The following is a 16422-nucleotide window of genomic DNA, read 5'->3' on the forward strand; positions in this document are numbered from 1 at the left end:
GAATTGCCCATTTTATTGTTTTTTTATGGGGTAAAATTATTTTTTGCATGCCATCAAACCATTATATAGTCTGGGCCTTGGAACAAAGCAATTAACTCTGTGATAATTTTATAAGTGTGTAATAAGTCTATCCAATCTGCATCAACCGTTTCTCAGCTTTAGTCTAACACGGAAACGGCCAACGTGGTATAATATATCATAAACAGATTTTAACTTCAATTATTGCAAACAATCGCCTTTTAATTTCTAGTCCAAAATCCTCTTATATGCTTCACATATCGTGCTTTTTCATTGTTATAATATATTATTTGAAATCCAAAATCGCACGAGGAACATTTCCAATAATAATAGTTTCTACTAAAGGAACATCTGTCTTGACGGTTATATTTGAGCTGAGCAAAGGTTGTATTATTTGAATATTAGTTATTACTTCCAGAACTATAATGTGTCTTGTTTGATTTATGCCTGCCTCTTCAAAAGCCTCGACCGTATTAACATGTGCAGTACCAGCAGGTAATAACGACAGATGTATTGCAGGACCAAGATTTGATAATATTTTGCTGCCTGTAGCCGAGCCTATAGGTAATGTAATTCCATCCATAGTTACTTTGCGTAAGGCCTTTATTACTTCTAATGCGGTTTCCGACTCTAGTCTATTTATTTCTACAGTATTTATTTGAATTAAAGTTATCTGACCGCTGGTATCTTTATGTATTGATATTAAATCCTTGTATTGCACATTCTTTGCTATTTTGTTTTTTACCGCCTCGTTAATAGCTTCTGTTGCAATAATTCTCGCTTGAGCTTCAGCAATAGCTATTATGTTAGGAGTTAATTGATACTCAATAAAGCTAAACATACCAAAAAAAAGGATAATAAATAGAAAAATTGATATATAAATTCTCAGGGTCCTGAATTTTAAAGTCCTTAAAAATCGTCGGACTCTAAACATAAAAAGCCCCCCTTCCTGTCTATTTTATGCATGAAAGGGGAATAAAGTGACTTTTTTAGCGTTTTAATTGATGCAAAAATTACATGTCGTAAATGACTAGCAGCTAGAAAATTTAAATATCAAGGCTAGTCAAAGAAGGATTTATATGCCTTTCTGCCATACATTGGTTCGGCACTTTTTACTGCACATACTATAGCCTTAGCAACCACTTCGGCTGCAAGGATTCCAATTGTAGAAACATCTGCTTCTATGTTCCCCAATGAAAGACAAAAAATAGTATCTCCATCGAACATAGTATGAACCGGTCTAATAGTCCTTGCAAAACCGTCATGCGCCATAGAAGCAGCCTTTTTTGCTCCGGCTTTAGAAAGCAAGGCGTTCGTAGCAACTACACCAATAGTGGTATTTCTACCAGAAAAGTTTTTAGATTTTAGTTCATTCTTTATACTTTCAATGGTGTTTGCAAATCCTGTTTTTGTTTCATTTAAAGCTCCTGCCAAAATATTTCCTGTATCATAGTCTATTACATCCCCTAAGCAATTCACAACTACAAGAGCAGCCACTACTAATTCGCCAATTTTGATAGAAGCAGTGCCCAGACCGCCCTTCATGGAAAACTCATCACTAAAATATTTGCCTACGGTAGCTCCGGTTCCTGCTCCAATATTTCCCAATTCATCGTTTTTTGCCTTGGCATTCAAACAAGCTTCATACCCCATGTTAAAATCAGGCCTTTTCCTAAAGTCTCCAACCGTTAAATCGAAAATTACTGCAGCTGGTACAATAGGAACTTTTGTTACTCCCACATCAAAACCAATCCCTTTTTTCTCCAGATAATGCATGACGCCCGATGCACCATCAAGCCCAAAAGCACTTCCACCACTCAAATATACTGCATGTACTTTTTGTACTAAATTTTCAGGAGCCATCAAGTCTGTTTCTCGAGTTCCCGGAGCTCCTCCACGCACATCAACACCGGCAACTGCACCTTCACTACATAAAACAACCGTGCATCCAGTCCCACCTTCATAATCCTGAGCGTGGCCTACCTGTATTCCTTTTACATCGGTCAAGCAGCCAAACATCTTTACATCCCTTTCTCAAGCTAAGAATTATAGCTTTTGTTTTACCAATTTAACTATTTCCTTTGGTATTTCACGGTCGGGTAAGACTACATCAACACACCCAGTTTCATATGCAGCCCTGGGCATTCCGTAAATAACCGATGTGCTTTCGTCTTGAGCCATGGTTAAACCACCTTTGGCTTTAATTGCCTTTACACCTTCAGCTCCATCTCTTCCCATTCCCGTAAAAACGCAGCAAAGAATCTTGTCTTTATAAACTTCGGCAGCTGAAATAAACAATTTATCAACTGCCGGTCTTACTCCATGAATAGCTGGAGATGTATCAAGAATGATTTTCCCAGGATTTACGATCATGTGATATCCTCCGGGAGCTATATAAACTACCCCTGGCTTAATAGCCTCTTCGTGCTTTGCTTCAACTACTCTAAGAAAACTGTTTTTATCCAACCTATCTGCAAAAGCTTTGGTAAATCCCGGAGGCATATGCTGCACTACAAATACCGGCACATCTATATCCTTAGGCAGACTTGTAATAACATCATACAGCACTTTTGGACCGCCGGTAGATGCACCTAAAGCTATTGCTTCAATCTTGCTGCTTGCCTTGATGTGTACATTTTTTTCTTCGGTAGCTACTCTCGACATATTCATATTTGCTTTTTTATTTTTAAGTTTCCATGCATAGCGTATCTTATCAAGTAAATTCTTTTTCATTTCTTGCATTTGATAAAGCGTCGCTCTACCTGGTTTTTCTACAAAATCGAAAGCTCCTATACTAAGTGCTTCAATAGTTACAACCGAGCCTTCAGTGGTAAGGCCGCTTAACATAATTACTTCAGCAGAACTTGTTTTCTTAATCTCTCTCAGTACTTCCAACCCATTTTTACCTGGCATTTCAACATCTAGCGTCACTACATCAGGTTTTAAAGACTTGATTTTTTCAATAGCTGTATTCCCATCTCCCGCAGAATCAATCACCTGCATATCAGGTTCTTTATTTATTATATCCGATATATACTTCCTCATAAAAGCCGAATCATCAACGACTAATACCCTTATTCTTTCCATCATACCGCCCCCCAAACCATTATTTATTATATTTAGCTTACTAATATTTGTGTCATGAATCTTCTACTATTTCTCTTGTAACAATTTAAGTTTCTCTTTTATTTCTTTAAATTTTTTCTCTTCTCCCATGTCTGTTGGGCAATAATATTGTGTGCCAATTAAATTTTCCGGCAGACATTCCATAGATGTAACCTTGTTTTCGAAATCATGTGCATATTTATACCCCTTGCCATAGCCTAAATTCTTCATTAGATTTGTCGGAGCATTCCTTATATGTAGCGGAACAGGTTGTGCGATGGTTTTTTCTGCATCTTCCTTTGCTTTAAGATAGCCAATATATATGGCATTGGATTTTGGCGCCAGTGCCAGATACACCGCCGCCTGAGCCAAACTTGTGCTGCACTCCGGCATGCCAATAAAATGTGCTGCATGAAATGCTGCAACTGTCTGCTCCATAGCTTTCGGATCAGCTAAGCCTATATCTTCTGATGCAATGCGGATCATCCTTCTTGCTATATACAGTGGATCCTCACCCGATTCTAGCATTCGAGCAAGCCAATAAATCGCAGCATCACTATCACTGTTTCTTATAGATTTATGAAATGCCGATATAAGATTATAATGTTCTTCGCCTTTTTTATCATACAAGAAGGTTTTCTTTTGAAAAGCTTCTTCAAGGATATCATCTGTAATATAAATAGAACCATCTTTTGCAGGTATTGCAATTAGTGCTGAAAGTTCTAGCGTGTTCAATGCTACTCTGGCATCTCCATTAGAATATACTGCAAGCTTTTCAAGAGTTTCATCATTAACATTCACATTCATCTTGCCTAATCCACGTTCTTTATCTTTTATAGCTCTTTTTAACAGCGCTACAATATTTTCTGACTTTAAAGGATTTAATACAAACACTTTTGACCGTGAAAGAAGAGCAGAATTTAATTCAAAAGAAGGATTTTCAGTGGTAGCTCCTATTAAAATTATGTCTCCCTTTTCTACAAAAGGCAGAAAAGCATCTTGCTGTGATTTGTTAAATCGATGAATTTCATCAATAAAAAGTAATGTTCTCTGACCGTATAGCCTACGTTCTTCAGCTTGTTTCATAACTTCTCTTATTTCCTTTATTCCTGAAAGCACGGCACTAAAATTTTCAAATTTAGCATGGGTTTTCTCTGCAATAATTTTGGCAAGAGTGGTCTTACCTACTCCTGGCGGTCCCCATAATATCATAGATGTAATGCTATCACTTTCAATAAGTTTTCTCAATATCTTTCCTTCACCAAGTAAATGTTCTTGACCCTCGAATTCATCAAGCGTTTTAGGCCTCATTCTATCCGCCAATGGGCCTGGAGTTTTATTTTTGTCAATATCAAAAATTGAGGTTTGGTCATTCATTATTATCACCCAAAAATTTTAAATTCTTTATATTTCCCTTCATAGTCTTTCCAAATTACTTTTGTCCTTTCAACCTTAGCCCATCGAACATCATTTTTAATATAATCCAGCAATGATAGTATTGCTGCTTCATCCCCTTCAACTTCAATCTTGACACTGCCGTCAAGCATATTTTTAACATATCCGGATAGTCCCAGACTTACAGCTTTTCTATAAACTGAATATCGCATACCTACGCCTTGAACTATTCCATAAAGAAAAATGCAAGCAGATTTTTTCATTAAAAGCCACCTCTGTAACAAGTCATTTTGACTAACCGCCAAAAATGGATTATTAATATGATGATATTTAAAGTATAATAGCTCTACTAATATTAGAATTACTTGACGAGCTAAGAAACATCGAGTAAAAGAATAAAACGGCTATAATATTACCAGTAATAATAACTTAGGAAAATTTTAAAATCAAGTACCGTAGCATAAATCAAGTGTGCTCTACGAGCAATTCTTTTTGATTGTTACAAGCAATAAGAATGATCTATATACATCATCTAAGACCTTCAAGACTGTTGAAGAAATATTAAAGTAGAATCCGTTTAATAGGATTCTTCGTGGATAGTCTAAAAAAATAAATAGGGGTAGAATGATCTTATGAAAAAATCAATATTAAACATCCTTGAACATTTAATTTATATATAAGGTTATTTTCTATGTTCTTATTAGAAAATCCTGCTATGGTAGTAATAATGAAAATGTATTTCATTATTACAAGTTAAATATAAATTAGAGGTCAGATAGGTTTACATCAACCTATCTGACCTCTAATTCTTTACTAGGAAGTTTGCTACTAAATTTTATATATTAAAATTTTAATTCTGCCGTAAAAAGCTAATTTAAACTTAGAAATATCTATTTATGGTTTATGATTGTAATGATAGAGCAAACTTTATGTTGAATATAACATAGCAAAAGAAATTTCCTGCAGCAAAATTAATTTTTGTGTCTGTTATATTTATTGTATTTAAAGGAGTGTCATATTAAAGAATTATGCAGATTAATCCGCCACTGCCTTCATTTACAATACGTTGGAGTGTCTCTTGAATCTTTCCTTGTGCTGATTCTGGCATATTCAAGAGCTTATTTTGTATTCCTTCGCGCACAAGATCATTTAAAGATTTGCCAAACAAATTAGTTTCCCAAAGTTTTGATGGATCGCTTTCAAATTCACTCATTAAATAATTAATAAGTTCTTCACTCTGTCTTTCCGTACCGATAATAGGTGATACTTCCGCATTAATATCAGTTCTTATCATGTGAATGGACGGCGCTACAGCTTTTAGCTTAACACCGAACCTGCCTCCTTGACGAATAATCTCCGGTTCCTCCAAGGTCATCTCATCTAATTGAGGAGGTACTATCCCATAGCCTACCTTCTGAACATCTTCTAAGGCTTTAGCCACCTTGTCATAGGCTTTCTTTGCCTCGGTCAGTTCTCCCATGATTTGTAAAAGGTCTTTTTCTCCCGTTATTGTCATATCAGAGAATTCACTAAGGACCTGGTAAAACAGGTCTTTCCTGACATCCATTAAAACTTCTGCTACTCCTGAACCTAAATTCATTTCTTTTAGTTGAACTTTTTCAATAAAATCATAGATCTTTGAAACTTCCAAAGTTTTTTCCATATCCCTCAAGCGTTTTATATCTTTTACGGTGTCTTTAATTGCTTCTTCAAATTTCTGTCTAAGCCAATGTTCCTTCTCTAGCGCTTGAATCCAGTCGGGTATACTTATATTTATTTCCATAATTGGGAACTCGTAAAGAACTTCTTCTAATATTTTATATATATCCTCCACATCCATATTCACGCAATCTACAGGCAATACTGGTACATCATATTTAGACTCAAGTATTTCTTTTATATCTTTGGTTTTTTCATCATAAGGTTGTGCCGTATTCAACACAATAACAAAGGGCTTACCTATGGATTTTAATTCTTCAACAATTCTCTCTTCGGCTGGAACATAGTTTTCTCTTGGAATCTCAGTAACAGTTCCGTCAGTAGTCACAACTAAGCCCAATGTCGAGTGTTCTTCAATAACCTTTCTTGTCCCGATCTCAGCAGCTTCCTGGAAGGGAATCTCTTCTTCAAACCAAGGTGTGGTTACCATTCTGGGGCCATTTTCATCCTCATATCCCAAAGCACCTCTGACACTGTAACCAACATTATCTACCAATCTAACCCTGAACTTAATATTGTCTTTAATGGTTATTTCTATGGCTTCACTTGGAATAAATTTTGGTTCTGCAGTAGTAATGGTTCTACCTGCACCGCTTTGCGGAAGCTCATCCTTAGCTCTTAAACGTTCATTAGAATCCGGTATATTAGGTATAACCATCAGTTCCATAAATTTTTTAACAAATGTCGATTTACCCGCACGTACAGGTCCTACTACGCCAATATAAATATCCCCTCCGGTCCTTTCAACAATATCTTTAAATAAATCAAATTTTTCCATTCATTTCCCTCCTTTTTTCTTTCCCCCCCTTCAAATTAATAATGCCTTACTTTTGTTGTTAAAGCTTATCCGAGTTTCCAGTGGAGGGGTGATTTACTTTAACAATATACAATATATATATATGACAAGGTATATTGTTTATTACTTAAAAAACAAAAAAACGTGGATTTCCACGTTTTTTAATGTATAAAAAAATTTTGTGAAATTGTATCCTCATGTTCATGCTTGCCGACTCTATTCATAAGAGAATTAACAGCAGTTGCAGGATCTTTACCCTCAAAAAGTACTAAATATGCTTGTTCAGTTATGGGCATCTCGATTCCATATTTTTTAGCCAGTAAAAATGTTGCTTTAGTTGTATTAAAGCCTTCTATAACCATATTAGTAGATTCTATAATTTCTTTTACCGTCTTTCCTTGACCTATTTTCATGCCTGCTTTTCGATTACGGCTAAATTGGCTACTGCAAGTTACGATGAGATCTCCAATTCCCGAAAGACCTGAAAAAGTTTCGGGTTGTGCACCAAGTGCTATACCCAGCCTGGTTATTTCAGCTATGCCACGAGTCATTAAAGCCGCTCGACTATTATCGCCAAATCCAAGACCATCGGAAATCCCCGAACAAATAGCTATCACATTTTTCAGTGCGCCGCCTAGTTCAACTCCAATAATATCGGTATTCGTATAGACTCTAAAATTGGTATTCATAAGAGCATCCTGAAGAATTTCGGCTGCATGCTGATTAGAAGAAGCTGCCACTATTGCAGTTGGCAGATTCCTAATTACTTCTTCGGCATGACTAGGCCCTGATAGTGCTACGATATTTTTATTGTCTCCATCGTATAGTTCTTCAGCCAAAACTTGTGACATACGTTTAAAACTGTCGAGTTCTATACCCTTAGAAGCACTTACAACAACAGCATCATTTTTTAAATGATATCGTAACTGCTTAACCATAACCCTAACTGCATGAGATGGAACTGCCATTATAACAATATCAGCTTTTGATGCTACCTCATTAAGGTTTGTAGAAATTTTTATTTCTGTCGATATTTTTACACCGGGCAAATATAATCTGTTCTCATGTGTTTCTATCATTTCATCTGCTAATTTCTTCCGCCTAACCCAAAGGTATGTACAATTAGCATTTTCGGCTGCTATATTAGCTAAAGCAGTCCCCCAGCTTCCAGCACCTATCACTGCTACTTTTAACATATTCAGTCTTCTCCCTTCCTTTGCCTTGGTTTTATAATTATGGGAGTTCCTTCAAATCCAAAAGTCTGGCGAAGAGTATTCTCTAAATACCTTGCATATGAAAAATGAAAAAGCTTTATATCATTTACAAAAAAAACAAAGGTCGGCGGCTTTATTCCTATCTGTGTAGCATAAAAGATTTTCAATTTTCTTCCCTTGATAGATGGTGGTTCTGATACGGCAGTAGCTTCTCTTACTAATTCATTTAATAAACTTGTCTTGACTCTAAAAGTATAATTGTCCATGACAAAATTTATAAGTTCTAAAATGCGGCCGACTCTCTGGCCTGTTTTAGCTGAAACGTAGACAATAGGCGCATATTGCATAAAAGCCAATTCATTTTTTATTTTTTTGCTAAATTCATCAGTTGTATATGAATCCTTATCTATCAAATCCCATTTGTTTACGATTATTATTACTGCTTTTCCGGCTTCATGTGCAATACCTGCTATCCTTTTATCCTGTTCCGATATATTCTGTGATGCATCTAATACCATTAGTACAACATCTGCCCGGTCTATAGCACCTAGAGCCCGCACAGTACTGTAATATTCCACATCTTCACTTATCCTACTCTTTTTTCTAAGCCCTGCCGTATCAATAAAAAGCATCTTTTTCCCATCAACTTCAAAATACGAATCGATAGCATCTCTTGTAGTTCCGGGAATGTCGCTTACTATAACCCTTTCCTCTCCTAAAATAGCATTTATAAGTGAGGATTTTCCTACATTAGGCTTACCTATGATAGCTACTTTAATAATGTCGTCATCTTCTGACAAAATATGCGGTTCTTCTATATAATCCGTCACTTTATCAAGCAAATCTCCTATCGCCAAACCATGAACTGCTGAAATGAATATCGGATCACCAAAACCCAACTTATAAAATTCATAATCATAAGCTGTATTTGTATAGTTATCTACCTTATTAACGACTAATAAGACCGGTTTGCCACTTCTCCTTAAAATCTGAGCTACATCTGAATCAGTTGGAGTAAGCCCCTCTTTTCCATCCACCATAAACAGAATTAGATTTGCAGTTTCGATGGCAAAATCCGCTTGACGCTTCATTTGACTAAGTATTATGTCTTTACTTGCCGGCTCTATACCTCCGGTATCAACCAAGGTAAACTTTTTGCCATTCCATTCTGCTTCTCCATATATCCTGTCACGGGTTACACCAGGTTTATCATCAACGATAGAGATTCTTTTTCCGATAATTCTGTTAAACAGTGTTGATTTCCCAACATTTGGCTTTCCAACAATTGCAACAATAAAACTCATTTTATAGCCCCCATAATCATATTTCTGCAAATCAATAGATGAATCCTGATTAACTCATATATTCGTTTTATATCAAGTTATATTACCTGATATTAATATTATGTCAAAAAACAGTTTTAAGTCAAGTTAAATTTGTCATCATTTGTTCTTTCATTTTTACATCATTTACTAAGGCAATGAAGCTTTCATATTTTTGCTGAATACCTATAATCGTCAACGGCCTACCAATACTCACAAGACCTAATCTCCTAGAAAAAAAACCTCCTACCTTAGTTATCATATTTACATTTTTTAGAGTATCTATCATCAATAAATCTTGAACATCCAATCCTGAATGTTCTAAAAAACTTAGTATAGCCTTTCTTATTAATTTTCTATGGTTTGCCATGCCCAATATAAAAATCTCTGAGTTAAATTCATCTTTTCCCATATAAAAAGGCGTTCCTATTTCAGAGGTCTCTATTTTATCATAGTATGGCAAACGTTTAATTTCATTTGAAGTTGGAATTCGCTCAATAGGCAATAGACCAAGATGAATGGAAGCTGCCACCACTGATGAATGGGTACTGCCATAACAACAATAGAATATTCTCATCTATTCACCTCTTGCTTATTTTCTTCATAAATTGGTTTGGCTTTAACACACTGAACCTTCTTTATTATCTTATCATAATTCTTTGCAATACCTTTTAACACTAGCTTCATTCCTGTTTTAATTAAACCTAATCTTTTAATCAATAAAATTCCAAGTAACAGCAAAATATTGTAATAAGGGTTGAGATCTATTAACATTACTGAATCTTTCCTAAGGCCATATATCTCTGCAATACCTTTTAAAGCTTTTTCTAATATTTTGCCGGAATTCTTTGAGCCCATTACATAAATTTCGCTTTTTTTATCATCCATCCCTATAAGAAAAAGCTCTCCAAGCTCCATATCGCTTATTTTATTGAATAAACGTAGTGAAAGAATATCGTTTTTATTGTATTTATTAACATCAATTAACTCTAGATGCAATGAAGCAGCTACCACAGCAAGGTAGCTGCCCCAATAACAAGAATAAATTACTTTCAACTTGGTTTTCTCATTCCTTCTTGTTTTTTATCGTTTATTCATTGTCATTATCTTTCTTTTTCTCATTTAATGTCGACTTTCTGCTAGAAAGGCTCTTAAGTTTTGCTGATAATTCATTTATACCTCCTGTAGAAATAAGCATATAACCTCCAAAACCTACAATTACCAAGCCTATTACCCACAGTAATGTTTTAAATGTATTTTTGCCCTCCTTTGGTACTTCTGTAGTTTTTCTTCCACTTAGATCAATTTCTTTTTCATAGTCCTCGCCATAAAGAGTTGTAGCAATAACATCTGCTAAAATATTAGCTCCATCCTGTGCCTTATATCTTGAATTTGTGTAAGTGCCAGCTTCAATTAATATACTTCTTGGATAAAGATCTTGATTAAAGCCACCTTTTCCATAAAAAATTCCTTTGATGAGTCCTGGATATTTTTTATCAGCTGTTGCCTTAATCTGTTTAGCAAAATTATCTATAGTATTCAGTTGGGGATTTTGTCGGCCTACTACTAACTGCATCTTAGCTATTGTTTGGCCTTTTACCTGGCCTTGATATTCTTCGGCTGGAACCCCATCACGATGGATATCTATAATCGCATCTGGAGCATTTTTTAAAAGTTCAGTTGCAGTACGTCGTGATCTTTGATATGCCATTGAATCGTGAGGGTCATGTGGTTGATATGACTGAATCACTTTTATGCCCTTTTTTTCTAAGGCTGTTTTCAAAGCCGAACCGACTTTAAAAATTCCTCCTTTATATGGAATGCTTGCTTTGCCATCGGTTGGTATATATGACTCATCGCTATGCGTATGGTATATTGCAACAACTTTCTCTTTCTTTTCACCAGACGTTTTTAACGTATCCTGTTTATCCTGAAAAATTTCTGCAGCAACTTGTAATTCTGGTAGCTCTAGCGCTTGCTCGATATCTACCTCTTCTTTAAATTTAGCATAAGCTTTATTGCCGGATACCTTAACGATTTCATATAATATATTCTGTTCGTTCAAATATTGATCTCCTACGCTGAGGACTCTAGCCGTTGAAAATATTTTTTTATTAGTTCCTTCTTCATAAACGATGTAATAGCCTTTTTCCATTTCTTGCTCGGCTAACGCCGTCGGAGCCCACAGAAGTATTAATGCTATAATGATTGTGATTATTTTAGTCGGTATCTTATACTTATTTGTTGCTCTCATCATTTTCACCTTCTTCCTTAGGCTCTTCATTTTTTAGCATTACATTTGTTTGCGAAGATTCTTTCTTTGATTTCTTAACAGCCCAGCTTCCACCCTTAAGTTTTTCACCGGTTTCACCGACTATTTCACATAATCCAACCGCAATTACCCCTGAAATGACTACTGCGTCTAAGATTCCTGCTCCTCCAATAGTTGTCCCCACAGGTCTTCCTGTAATACCAAAAGCTGAAATGATGTCACTTATTGTTATTCCTAAAATACCGGCTATAAATGCTCCTCTTCTTGAGCGTCCAAAGACGTAGGCTATAATACCTGCTAAGATAGAAAAAGCTATTATTGGCTCAATAAACATTGTCCCCGGTTCCGCAGGCAATACTTTACCGGCAATATAAACTGTAATTCCAGTTATAATAGATGCAATTATAGATCTTACCTTTTCTATATCTTCATCAGAAGTAGCAATAAGGTAAATAGCAATAACAATCGGTATAATACCGCCGCCAATATTTATAGAGATTCGAGATCCAATAGGAATATTTGGTAAAAAACTTCCTATTACCATTGCTCCAATAAATATTATTGCCATACTATCAGTTATACGCATCCTATCCAAGACCCTTTGTAATAATCCGAAATAAATCATTACCGCTATTAAAATCAGTAAAATAACTCCTACAGGCATTTTTTTACTCCTTTCTAGAAAAATTCCTGTCATTAGGTTGCCCGTAGAATTTTAAAAATATACTTATTACATGGTTAATCCAAATAATGTTGCAGCTAAAATTACAATCTCAAAACAATAAAAAAGCTACACAAATTAATGTAGCTTGGATTGAAACTTTATATGCGTTTTACTTATTCTATTTATGCTGACAAATCTTACATGCTTTGCATTTTTCATCAGTACATCTTGCTGTAGCTTCACCTTTGATTGCTCGATTATATTCAGAAATAAAATATTCCTTTTTTAAACCTAAATTGATATGGTCCCATGGCAAAACATCATTCTTGCGTAATTGTCTATGTGCATAATATTTTATCCCTTTGCCGTCAATTTCTGCTTTATTAAAGGCTGAAGTCCTAGCACCGCTTTTATATATATCATAAAGCAGCAGACCTGTTTGTCGATTTCCTCGGGAAAGAGCAGATTGGATTTCAGAAAGGCGTGGGCTTTCAAAAATCACTTTTATTCCTTTAGGTTTTAAACGGTTTTGTATTAATTTAATCCTTTCATTTAACAATCCCACAGGCTCCATTCCTAGCCACTGAAAGGGGGTAAAGGGTTTGGGGATAAAGGGATTTATACTTATAGTAAGGTTGCCGCGCTTATTTCCCAATGCTTTCATGTAATCCTTTAAAAATGTTAAAAAATCTATCATTTCATCTATATCATCCTCGGTTTCCCCCGGCAAGCCTATGATGTAATATAATTTCACATTTTCAATGCTATATTGATATGCCAACTTTACAGCATTTATTACATGTTCATCTGTGATTCCTTTATTTATAATTTTTCTTAACCTATTAGAACCGGCTTCAGGTGCAACGGTCAATGTTTTATGGCCACTATAGGCAAGTCCCATCATTAAAGGCTCTCGCAATGTATCGGCCCTTAGTGACGATACTGAAAATTTAATACCGTTTTCTACAAACTTCTCGGCGAGCTCATCAATAAAGGGGTAATCCGAAACAGCTGCTCCAACAAGCCCAATTTTTTCTTTGTATTTTAGGCCAAATTTCGATCGTTCCAATATTTTATCCATAGATCTATAGCGAGGGACTCTATAACAATATCCTGCCATACAAAATCTACAATTTCTGCCGCATCCTCTTGATATCTCTATTAAAAACATATCCTTAAATTCAGTATAAGGCGTTAAAATAACCGATTCAGTATCATACTTGTTTATATCTTTTACCCATCGTTTCTTTATTTGACCCGGCGCAAGAGATGTAGTTGTTATGTTCTGAACATTGCCTTCTCTATCATATTCAATATCATAAAATGAAGGAACGTAAACTCCCTCTATTTGTGCTAAAGCTTCAAGTATCTCCTGTTTTTCCCTGTTCTTAAATTCCTTATATTTTGCCATTATTTCATGAATTACTTCTTCGCCTTCGCCGACAACAAAAAAATCCACAAAAGGTGCTAGCGGTTCTGGATTAAAAGTGGCTGCAGGTCCACCGGCCATTATTAATGGTGCTTGTCTGTCTTGCGAAAAAACCGGAATCTTCATCGTTTCAAGGATTTTGATAATATTTATATAATCCATTTCAAAAGATATAGAAAACCCAATAATGTCATATTCATTTATAGGTTTGTCCGCTTCCAATGTATTAATTTCATGAGTATAGCTATTTTTCAAAGAAAGAAAAGCCCTGTGACACAATGCATCATCTCTTGAATTTATCTGAAAAAATATAGAATGAAATCCCAGATTAGACATTCCGACACTGTAAGTATTCGGATATACTAATGAAACATTTACAGGCACAGATCCTATGGTTTTTGCAGGCGTAAAAGCTGTTTCACTTGATATAATATTTTTCATGATAACTTTGTCCTGATACTTTCCGGTCATTTAACTGCCTCCATAAAGCATAAAATAATTACTTATTGTTTTTTAATTTTTTTATTTCTTCAATATAAGAATCTATGTCTTTAAATTGTCTATAGACCGATGCAAATCGGACATAAGCCACTTCATCCATTTCCTTTAGTCTATTCATTACCATCTCGCCAATCCTGCGGCTTTCAATTTCCTGTTCCATCGTATTTTTTAGCTCTTTTTCTATATCATTTGCAATGTTTTGGAGATCGTCTATAGAAATGGGCCTTTTTTCACAGGCTTTAATTAAACCGTTTATTATTTTATGCGGATCAAAGACCTCCCGCATTCCGCTCTTTTTTATTACAGTCAGCGGTAACTCATCAACCCTTTCATAAGTTGTAAATCTTTTTTTGCATGAAGGGCATTCCCGACGCCGTCGTATTATAGTTCCTTCCTCTGTTGGCCTTGAATCCATAACCTTGCTGTCGGTATTTCCGCAAAATGGGCATTTCATTCAGCCACCTCCTTTTACAACTATTATAAAGCTTCTCCCGGCAAATATAAAGCAATTTGAATCATTCTAGTCTTGTTGGATTAATATAATCTAATTCCACTAGAATAACATCGGAGCCTATTCTTTTTATTTGTTCCCATGGTATTACATAATCTCCTGACTTAGAAAAAAAACTGAATACTTTATTTTGTCCAGGAATTATTATAGATTTTACTACACCTTTCTCTAAATCAATATCTAAATCTGTAACAAAACCCAGTCTTTTGCCATCAGTTATATTTATGACCTCTCTTTGTTTTAAATCTGATGTCTTAATCATATATACAACCTCCATAATTTATATTATCATATATAAGTATATTACTGAAATACAAAAAACGTGAATAAAAAAACTAAGGTCTTGAAAGACCTTAGTTTGTATTAATGCTTTTTGTTATATCTTGTCTTGCCATAATATTCATCGTGGTTAAATTCTTGGTATTATATGCAACAACGCTCTTGGGCGCTAAATAGAAATTCATTAAAACTAGAAATGTTATAGCTAACACAATACATCTACTTAAACACAACCGCATCGGCATCCGCATCATCTCCATTTATATAAATTTCCTCATATGCTTAAGTGCTGCTTTTTCAAGTCGGGAAACCTGTGCCTGTGATATGCCAATTTCCTGGGCAACCTCCATTTGTGTTTTCCCTTCAAAAAATCTCAAATTTAAAATCTTCTTTTCTCTTTCGCCCAATCTTTGCATTGCTTCCTTAATAGATATGCCTTGAAGCCATTGGTCATCTTGATTTTTCTCGTCACTTATTTGATCCATTACAAAGATTGGATCTCCCCCATCATGGTAGATTGGTTCAAATAGAGAAACAGGTTCCTGAATAGCATCTAATGCAAATACGACTTCTTCGCTGGGCATGTTCATTTCTTTAGCCACTTCATTTATGGACGGTTCTCTAGAGTTTTTGGTAACCAAACTATCTCTTACTTGAAGGGCTTTATATGCAGTATCTCTAAGAGAACGACTTACTCTTATTTGATTATTGTCTCTCAAATACCTACGTATTTCACCAATTATCATTGGAACAGCATATGTTGAAAATTTTACATTTTGGCTCAAATCGAAGTTATCTATTGCCTTTATTAAACCAATACAGCCAACTTGAAATAAATCATCCACGTATTCTCCACGATTATTAAATCTTTGTATTACACTTAAAACCAGCCTTAAATTACTACTAATTAGTTTTTCTCTAGCGCTTTTATCGCCTTTTTGAAGCTGTAAAAATAACTCCTTCATCTTCGCATTGGAAAGGACCGGAAGTTTTGAAGTATCAACTCCGCATATCTCAACTTTATTTACAATCATAGAAACCTCCTCCTGTCTTTCCAGTCTTCATTTAAAGTTTTGCCATTAGGAGGAGTTTTTATGCATAATAAATAAGGAAAGAATTGCAGTTGAGCCAGAAAAGAGCAGGCCATCTTTTCCGGCCTGCTCTTTTCGCTCAATTGCAATTTTTCCTATTGAACAA

16 protein-coding genes are annotated in these 16422 nt (G+C 35.2%); all 16 read right to left on the reverse strand.

Features of this window, described 5'->3' with window-relative positions; all coding sequences use genetic code 11:
- Positions 1 to 304 precede the first annotated feature (304 nt).
- Complete coding sequence (yunB, locus tag BUC45_RS00535) at positions 305 to 952, reverse strand: sporulation protein YunB (RefSeq protein WP_296969357.1); 648 nt, start codon at positions 950 to 952, stop codon at positions 305 to 307.
- A 125-nt stretch (positions 953 to 1077) separates the two neighbouring features.
- Entirely contained in the window at positions 1078 to 2037 is a 960-nt protein-coding gene (locus BUC45_RS00540) for a P1 family peptidase (RefSeq protein ID WP_296969359.1), read from the reverse strand.
- A gap of 27 nt (positions 2038 to 2064) precedes the next feature.
- Positions 2065 to 3105, reverse strand: coding sequence for a chemotaxis response regulator protein-glutamate methylesterase (locus BUC45_RS00545; protein WP_296969362.1), 1041 nt, complete (start codon positions 3103 to 3105; stop codon positions 2065 to 2067).
- Positions 3106 to 3171: 66 nt separating this feature from the next.
- Positions 3172 to 4503, reverse strand: coding sequence for a replication-associated recombination protein A (locus BUC45_RS00550; protein WP_366749397.1), 1332 nt, complete (start codon positions 4501 to 4503; stop codon positions 3172 to 3174).
- Between the two features lie 2 nt (positions 4504 to 4505).
- Complete coding sequence (locus BUC45_RS00555; RefSeq protein ID WP_296969368.1) at positions 4506 to 4781, reverse strand: acylphosphatase; 276 nt, start codon at positions 4779 to 4781, stop codon at positions 4506 to 4508.
- Positions 4782 to 5536: 755 nt separating this feature from the next.
- A complete protein-coding gene (gene spoIVA, locus BUC45_RS00560) occupies positions 5537 to 7015 on the reverse strand; it encodes a stage IV sporulation protein A (protein WP_296969371.1) in 1479 nt (492 codons plus the stop codon).
- A 179-nt stretch (positions 7016 to 7194) separates the two neighbouring features.
- Entirely contained in the window at positions 7195 to 8229 is a 1035-nt protein-coding gene (locus BUC45_RS00565) for an NAD(P)H-dependent glycerol-3-phosphate dehydrogenase (RefSeq protein ID WP_296969373.1), read from the reverse strand.
- Positions 8230 to 8231: 2 nt separating this feature from the next.
- Entirely contained in the window at positions 8232 to 9551 is a 1320-nt protein-coding gene (der, locus tag BUC45_RS00570; protein ID WP_296969376.1) for a ribosome biogenesis GTPase Der, read from the reverse strand.
- Positions 9552 to 9672: 121 nt separating this feature from the next.
- Positions 9673 to 10146, reverse strand: a complete 474-nt coding sequence (locus BUC45_RS00575; RefSeq protein WP_296969378.1) for a DUF3189 family protein — start codon at positions 10144 to 10146, stop codon at positions 9673 to 9675.
- Positions 10143 to 10625: a DUF3189 family protein gene (locus tag BUC45_RS00580; RefSeq protein WP_296969381.1), complete on the reverse strand. Its 483-nt coding sequence runs from the start codon at positions 10623 to 10625 to the stop codon at positions 10143 to 10145. Before BUC45_RS00580 ends, BUC45_RS00575 begins: the two co-directional genes overlap by 4 nt.
- 34 nt (positions 10626 to 10659) lie before the next feature.
- Positions 10660 to 11826 carry a stage II sporulation protein P gene (locus BUC45_RS00585; RefSeq protein ID WP_296969383.1) on the reverse strand — a complete coding sequence of 389 codons (1167 nt, stop codon included), beginning with the start codon at positions 11824 to 11826 and terminating at the stop codon, positions 10660 to 10662.
- Positions 11807 to 12505: a DUF1614 domain-containing protein gene (locus BUC45_RS00590; RefSeq protein ID WP_296969386.1), complete on the reverse strand. Its 699-nt coding sequence runs from the start codon at positions 12503 to 12505 to the stop codon at positions 11807 to 11809. Before BUC45_RS00590 ends, BUC45_RS00585 begins: the two co-directional genes overlap by 20 nt.
- A gap of 178 nt (positions 12506 to 12683) precedes the next feature.
- Positions 12684 to 14405, reverse strand: coding sequence for a radical SAM protein (locus tag BUC45_RS00595; RefSeq protein WP_296969388.1), 1722 nt, complete (start codon positions 14403 to 14405; stop codon positions 12684 to 12686).
- Positions 14406 to 14433: 28 nt separating this feature from the next.
- Positions 14434 to 14889, reverse strand: a complete 456-nt coding sequence (gene nrdR / locus BUC45_RS00600) for a transcriptional regulator NrdR (protein WP_296969392.1) — start codon at positions 14887 to 14889, stop codon at positions 14434 to 14436.
- Between the two features lie 61 nt (positions 14890 to 14950).
- Positions 14951 to 15208: a YlmC/YmxH family sporulation protein gene (locus tag BUC45_RS00605; RefSeq protein ID WP_013778221.1), complete on the reverse strand. Its 258-nt coding sequence runs from the start codon at positions 15206 to 15208 to the stop codon at positions 14951 to 14953.
- 277 nt (positions 15209 to 15485) lie between these two features.
- The gene (sigG, locus tag BUC45_RS00610; RefSeq protein WP_296969394.1) at positions 15486 to 16259 is read right to left on the reverse strand and encodes an RNA polymerase sporulation sigma factor SigG; all 774 of its coding nucleotides are present in this window, start codon (positions 16257 to 16259) and stop codon (positions 15486 to 15488) included.
- Positions 16260 to 16422 lie beyond the last annotated feature (163 nt).

Origin of the sequence: Tepidanaerobacter sp. EBM-38 (assembly GCA_001896545.1) — a bacterium.
GTDB lineage: Bacteria > Bacillota > Thermosediminibacteria > Thermosediminibacterales > Tepidanaerobacteraceae > Tepidanaerobacter.

What these genes read in the sequence shown, in the direction of transcription:
- BUC45_RS00540 (WP_296969359.1), bottom strand. Translation starts at nt 2,037, where the DNA reads ATGTTTGGCTGCTTGACCGATGTAAAAGGAATACAGGTAGGCCACGCT.
- BUC45_RS00545 (WP_296969362.1), bottom strand. Translation starts at nt 3,105, where the DNA reads ATGGAAAGAATAAGGGTATTAGTCGTTGATGATTCGGCTTTTATGAGG.
- BUC45_RS00595 (WP_296969388.1), bottom strand. Translation starts at nt 14,405, where the DNA reads ATGACCGGAAAGTATCAGGACAAAGTTATCATGAAAAATATTATATCA.
- BUC45_RS00590 (WP_296969386.1), bottom strand. Translation starts at nt 12,505, where the DNA reads ATGCCTGTAGGAGTTATTTTACTGATTTTAATAGCGGTAATGATTTAT.
- sigG (WP_296969394.1), bottom strand. Translation starts at nt 16,259, where the DNA reads ATGATTGTAAATAAAGTTGAGATATGCGGAGTTGATACTTCAAAACTT.
- nrdR (WP_296969392.1), bottom strand. Translation starts at nt 14,889, where the DNA reads ATGAAATGCCCATTTTGCGGAAATACCGACAGCAAGGTTATGGATTCA.
- BUC45_RS00575 (WP_296969378.1), bottom strand. Translation starts at nt 10,146, where the DNA reads ATGAGAATATTCTATTGTTGTTATGGCAGTACCCATTCATCAGTGGTG.
- BUC45_RS00555 (WP_296969368.1), bottom strand. Translation starts at nt 4,781, where the DNA reads ATGAAAAAATCTGCTTGCATTTTTCTTTATGGAATAGTTCAAGGCGTA.
- BUC45_RS00605 (WP_013778221.1), bottom strand. Translation starts at nt 15,208, where the DNA reads ATGATTAAGACATCAGATTTAAAACAAAGAGAGGTCATAAATATAACT.
- der (WP_296969376.1), bottom strand. Translation starts at nt 9,551, where the DNA reads ATGAGTTTTATTGTTGCAATTGTTGGAAAGCCAAATGTTGGGAAATCA.
- yunB (WP_296969357.1), bottom strand. Translation starts at nt 952, where the DNA reads ATGTTTAGAGTCCGACGATTTTTAAGGACTTTAAAATTCAGGACCCTG.
- BUC45_RS00565 (WP_296969373.1), bottom strand. Translation starts at nt 8,229, where the DNA reads ATGTTAAAAGTAGCAGTGATAGGTGCTGGAAGCTGGGGGACTGCTTTA.
- spoIVA (WP_296969371.1), bottom strand. Translation starts at nt 7,015, where the DNA reads ATGGAAAAATTTGATTTATTTAAAGATATTGTTGAAAGGACCGGAGGG.
- BUC45_RS00585 (WP_296969383.1), bottom strand. Translation starts at nt 11,826, where the DNA reads ATGATGAGAGCAACAAATAAGTATAAGATACCGACTAAAATAATCACA.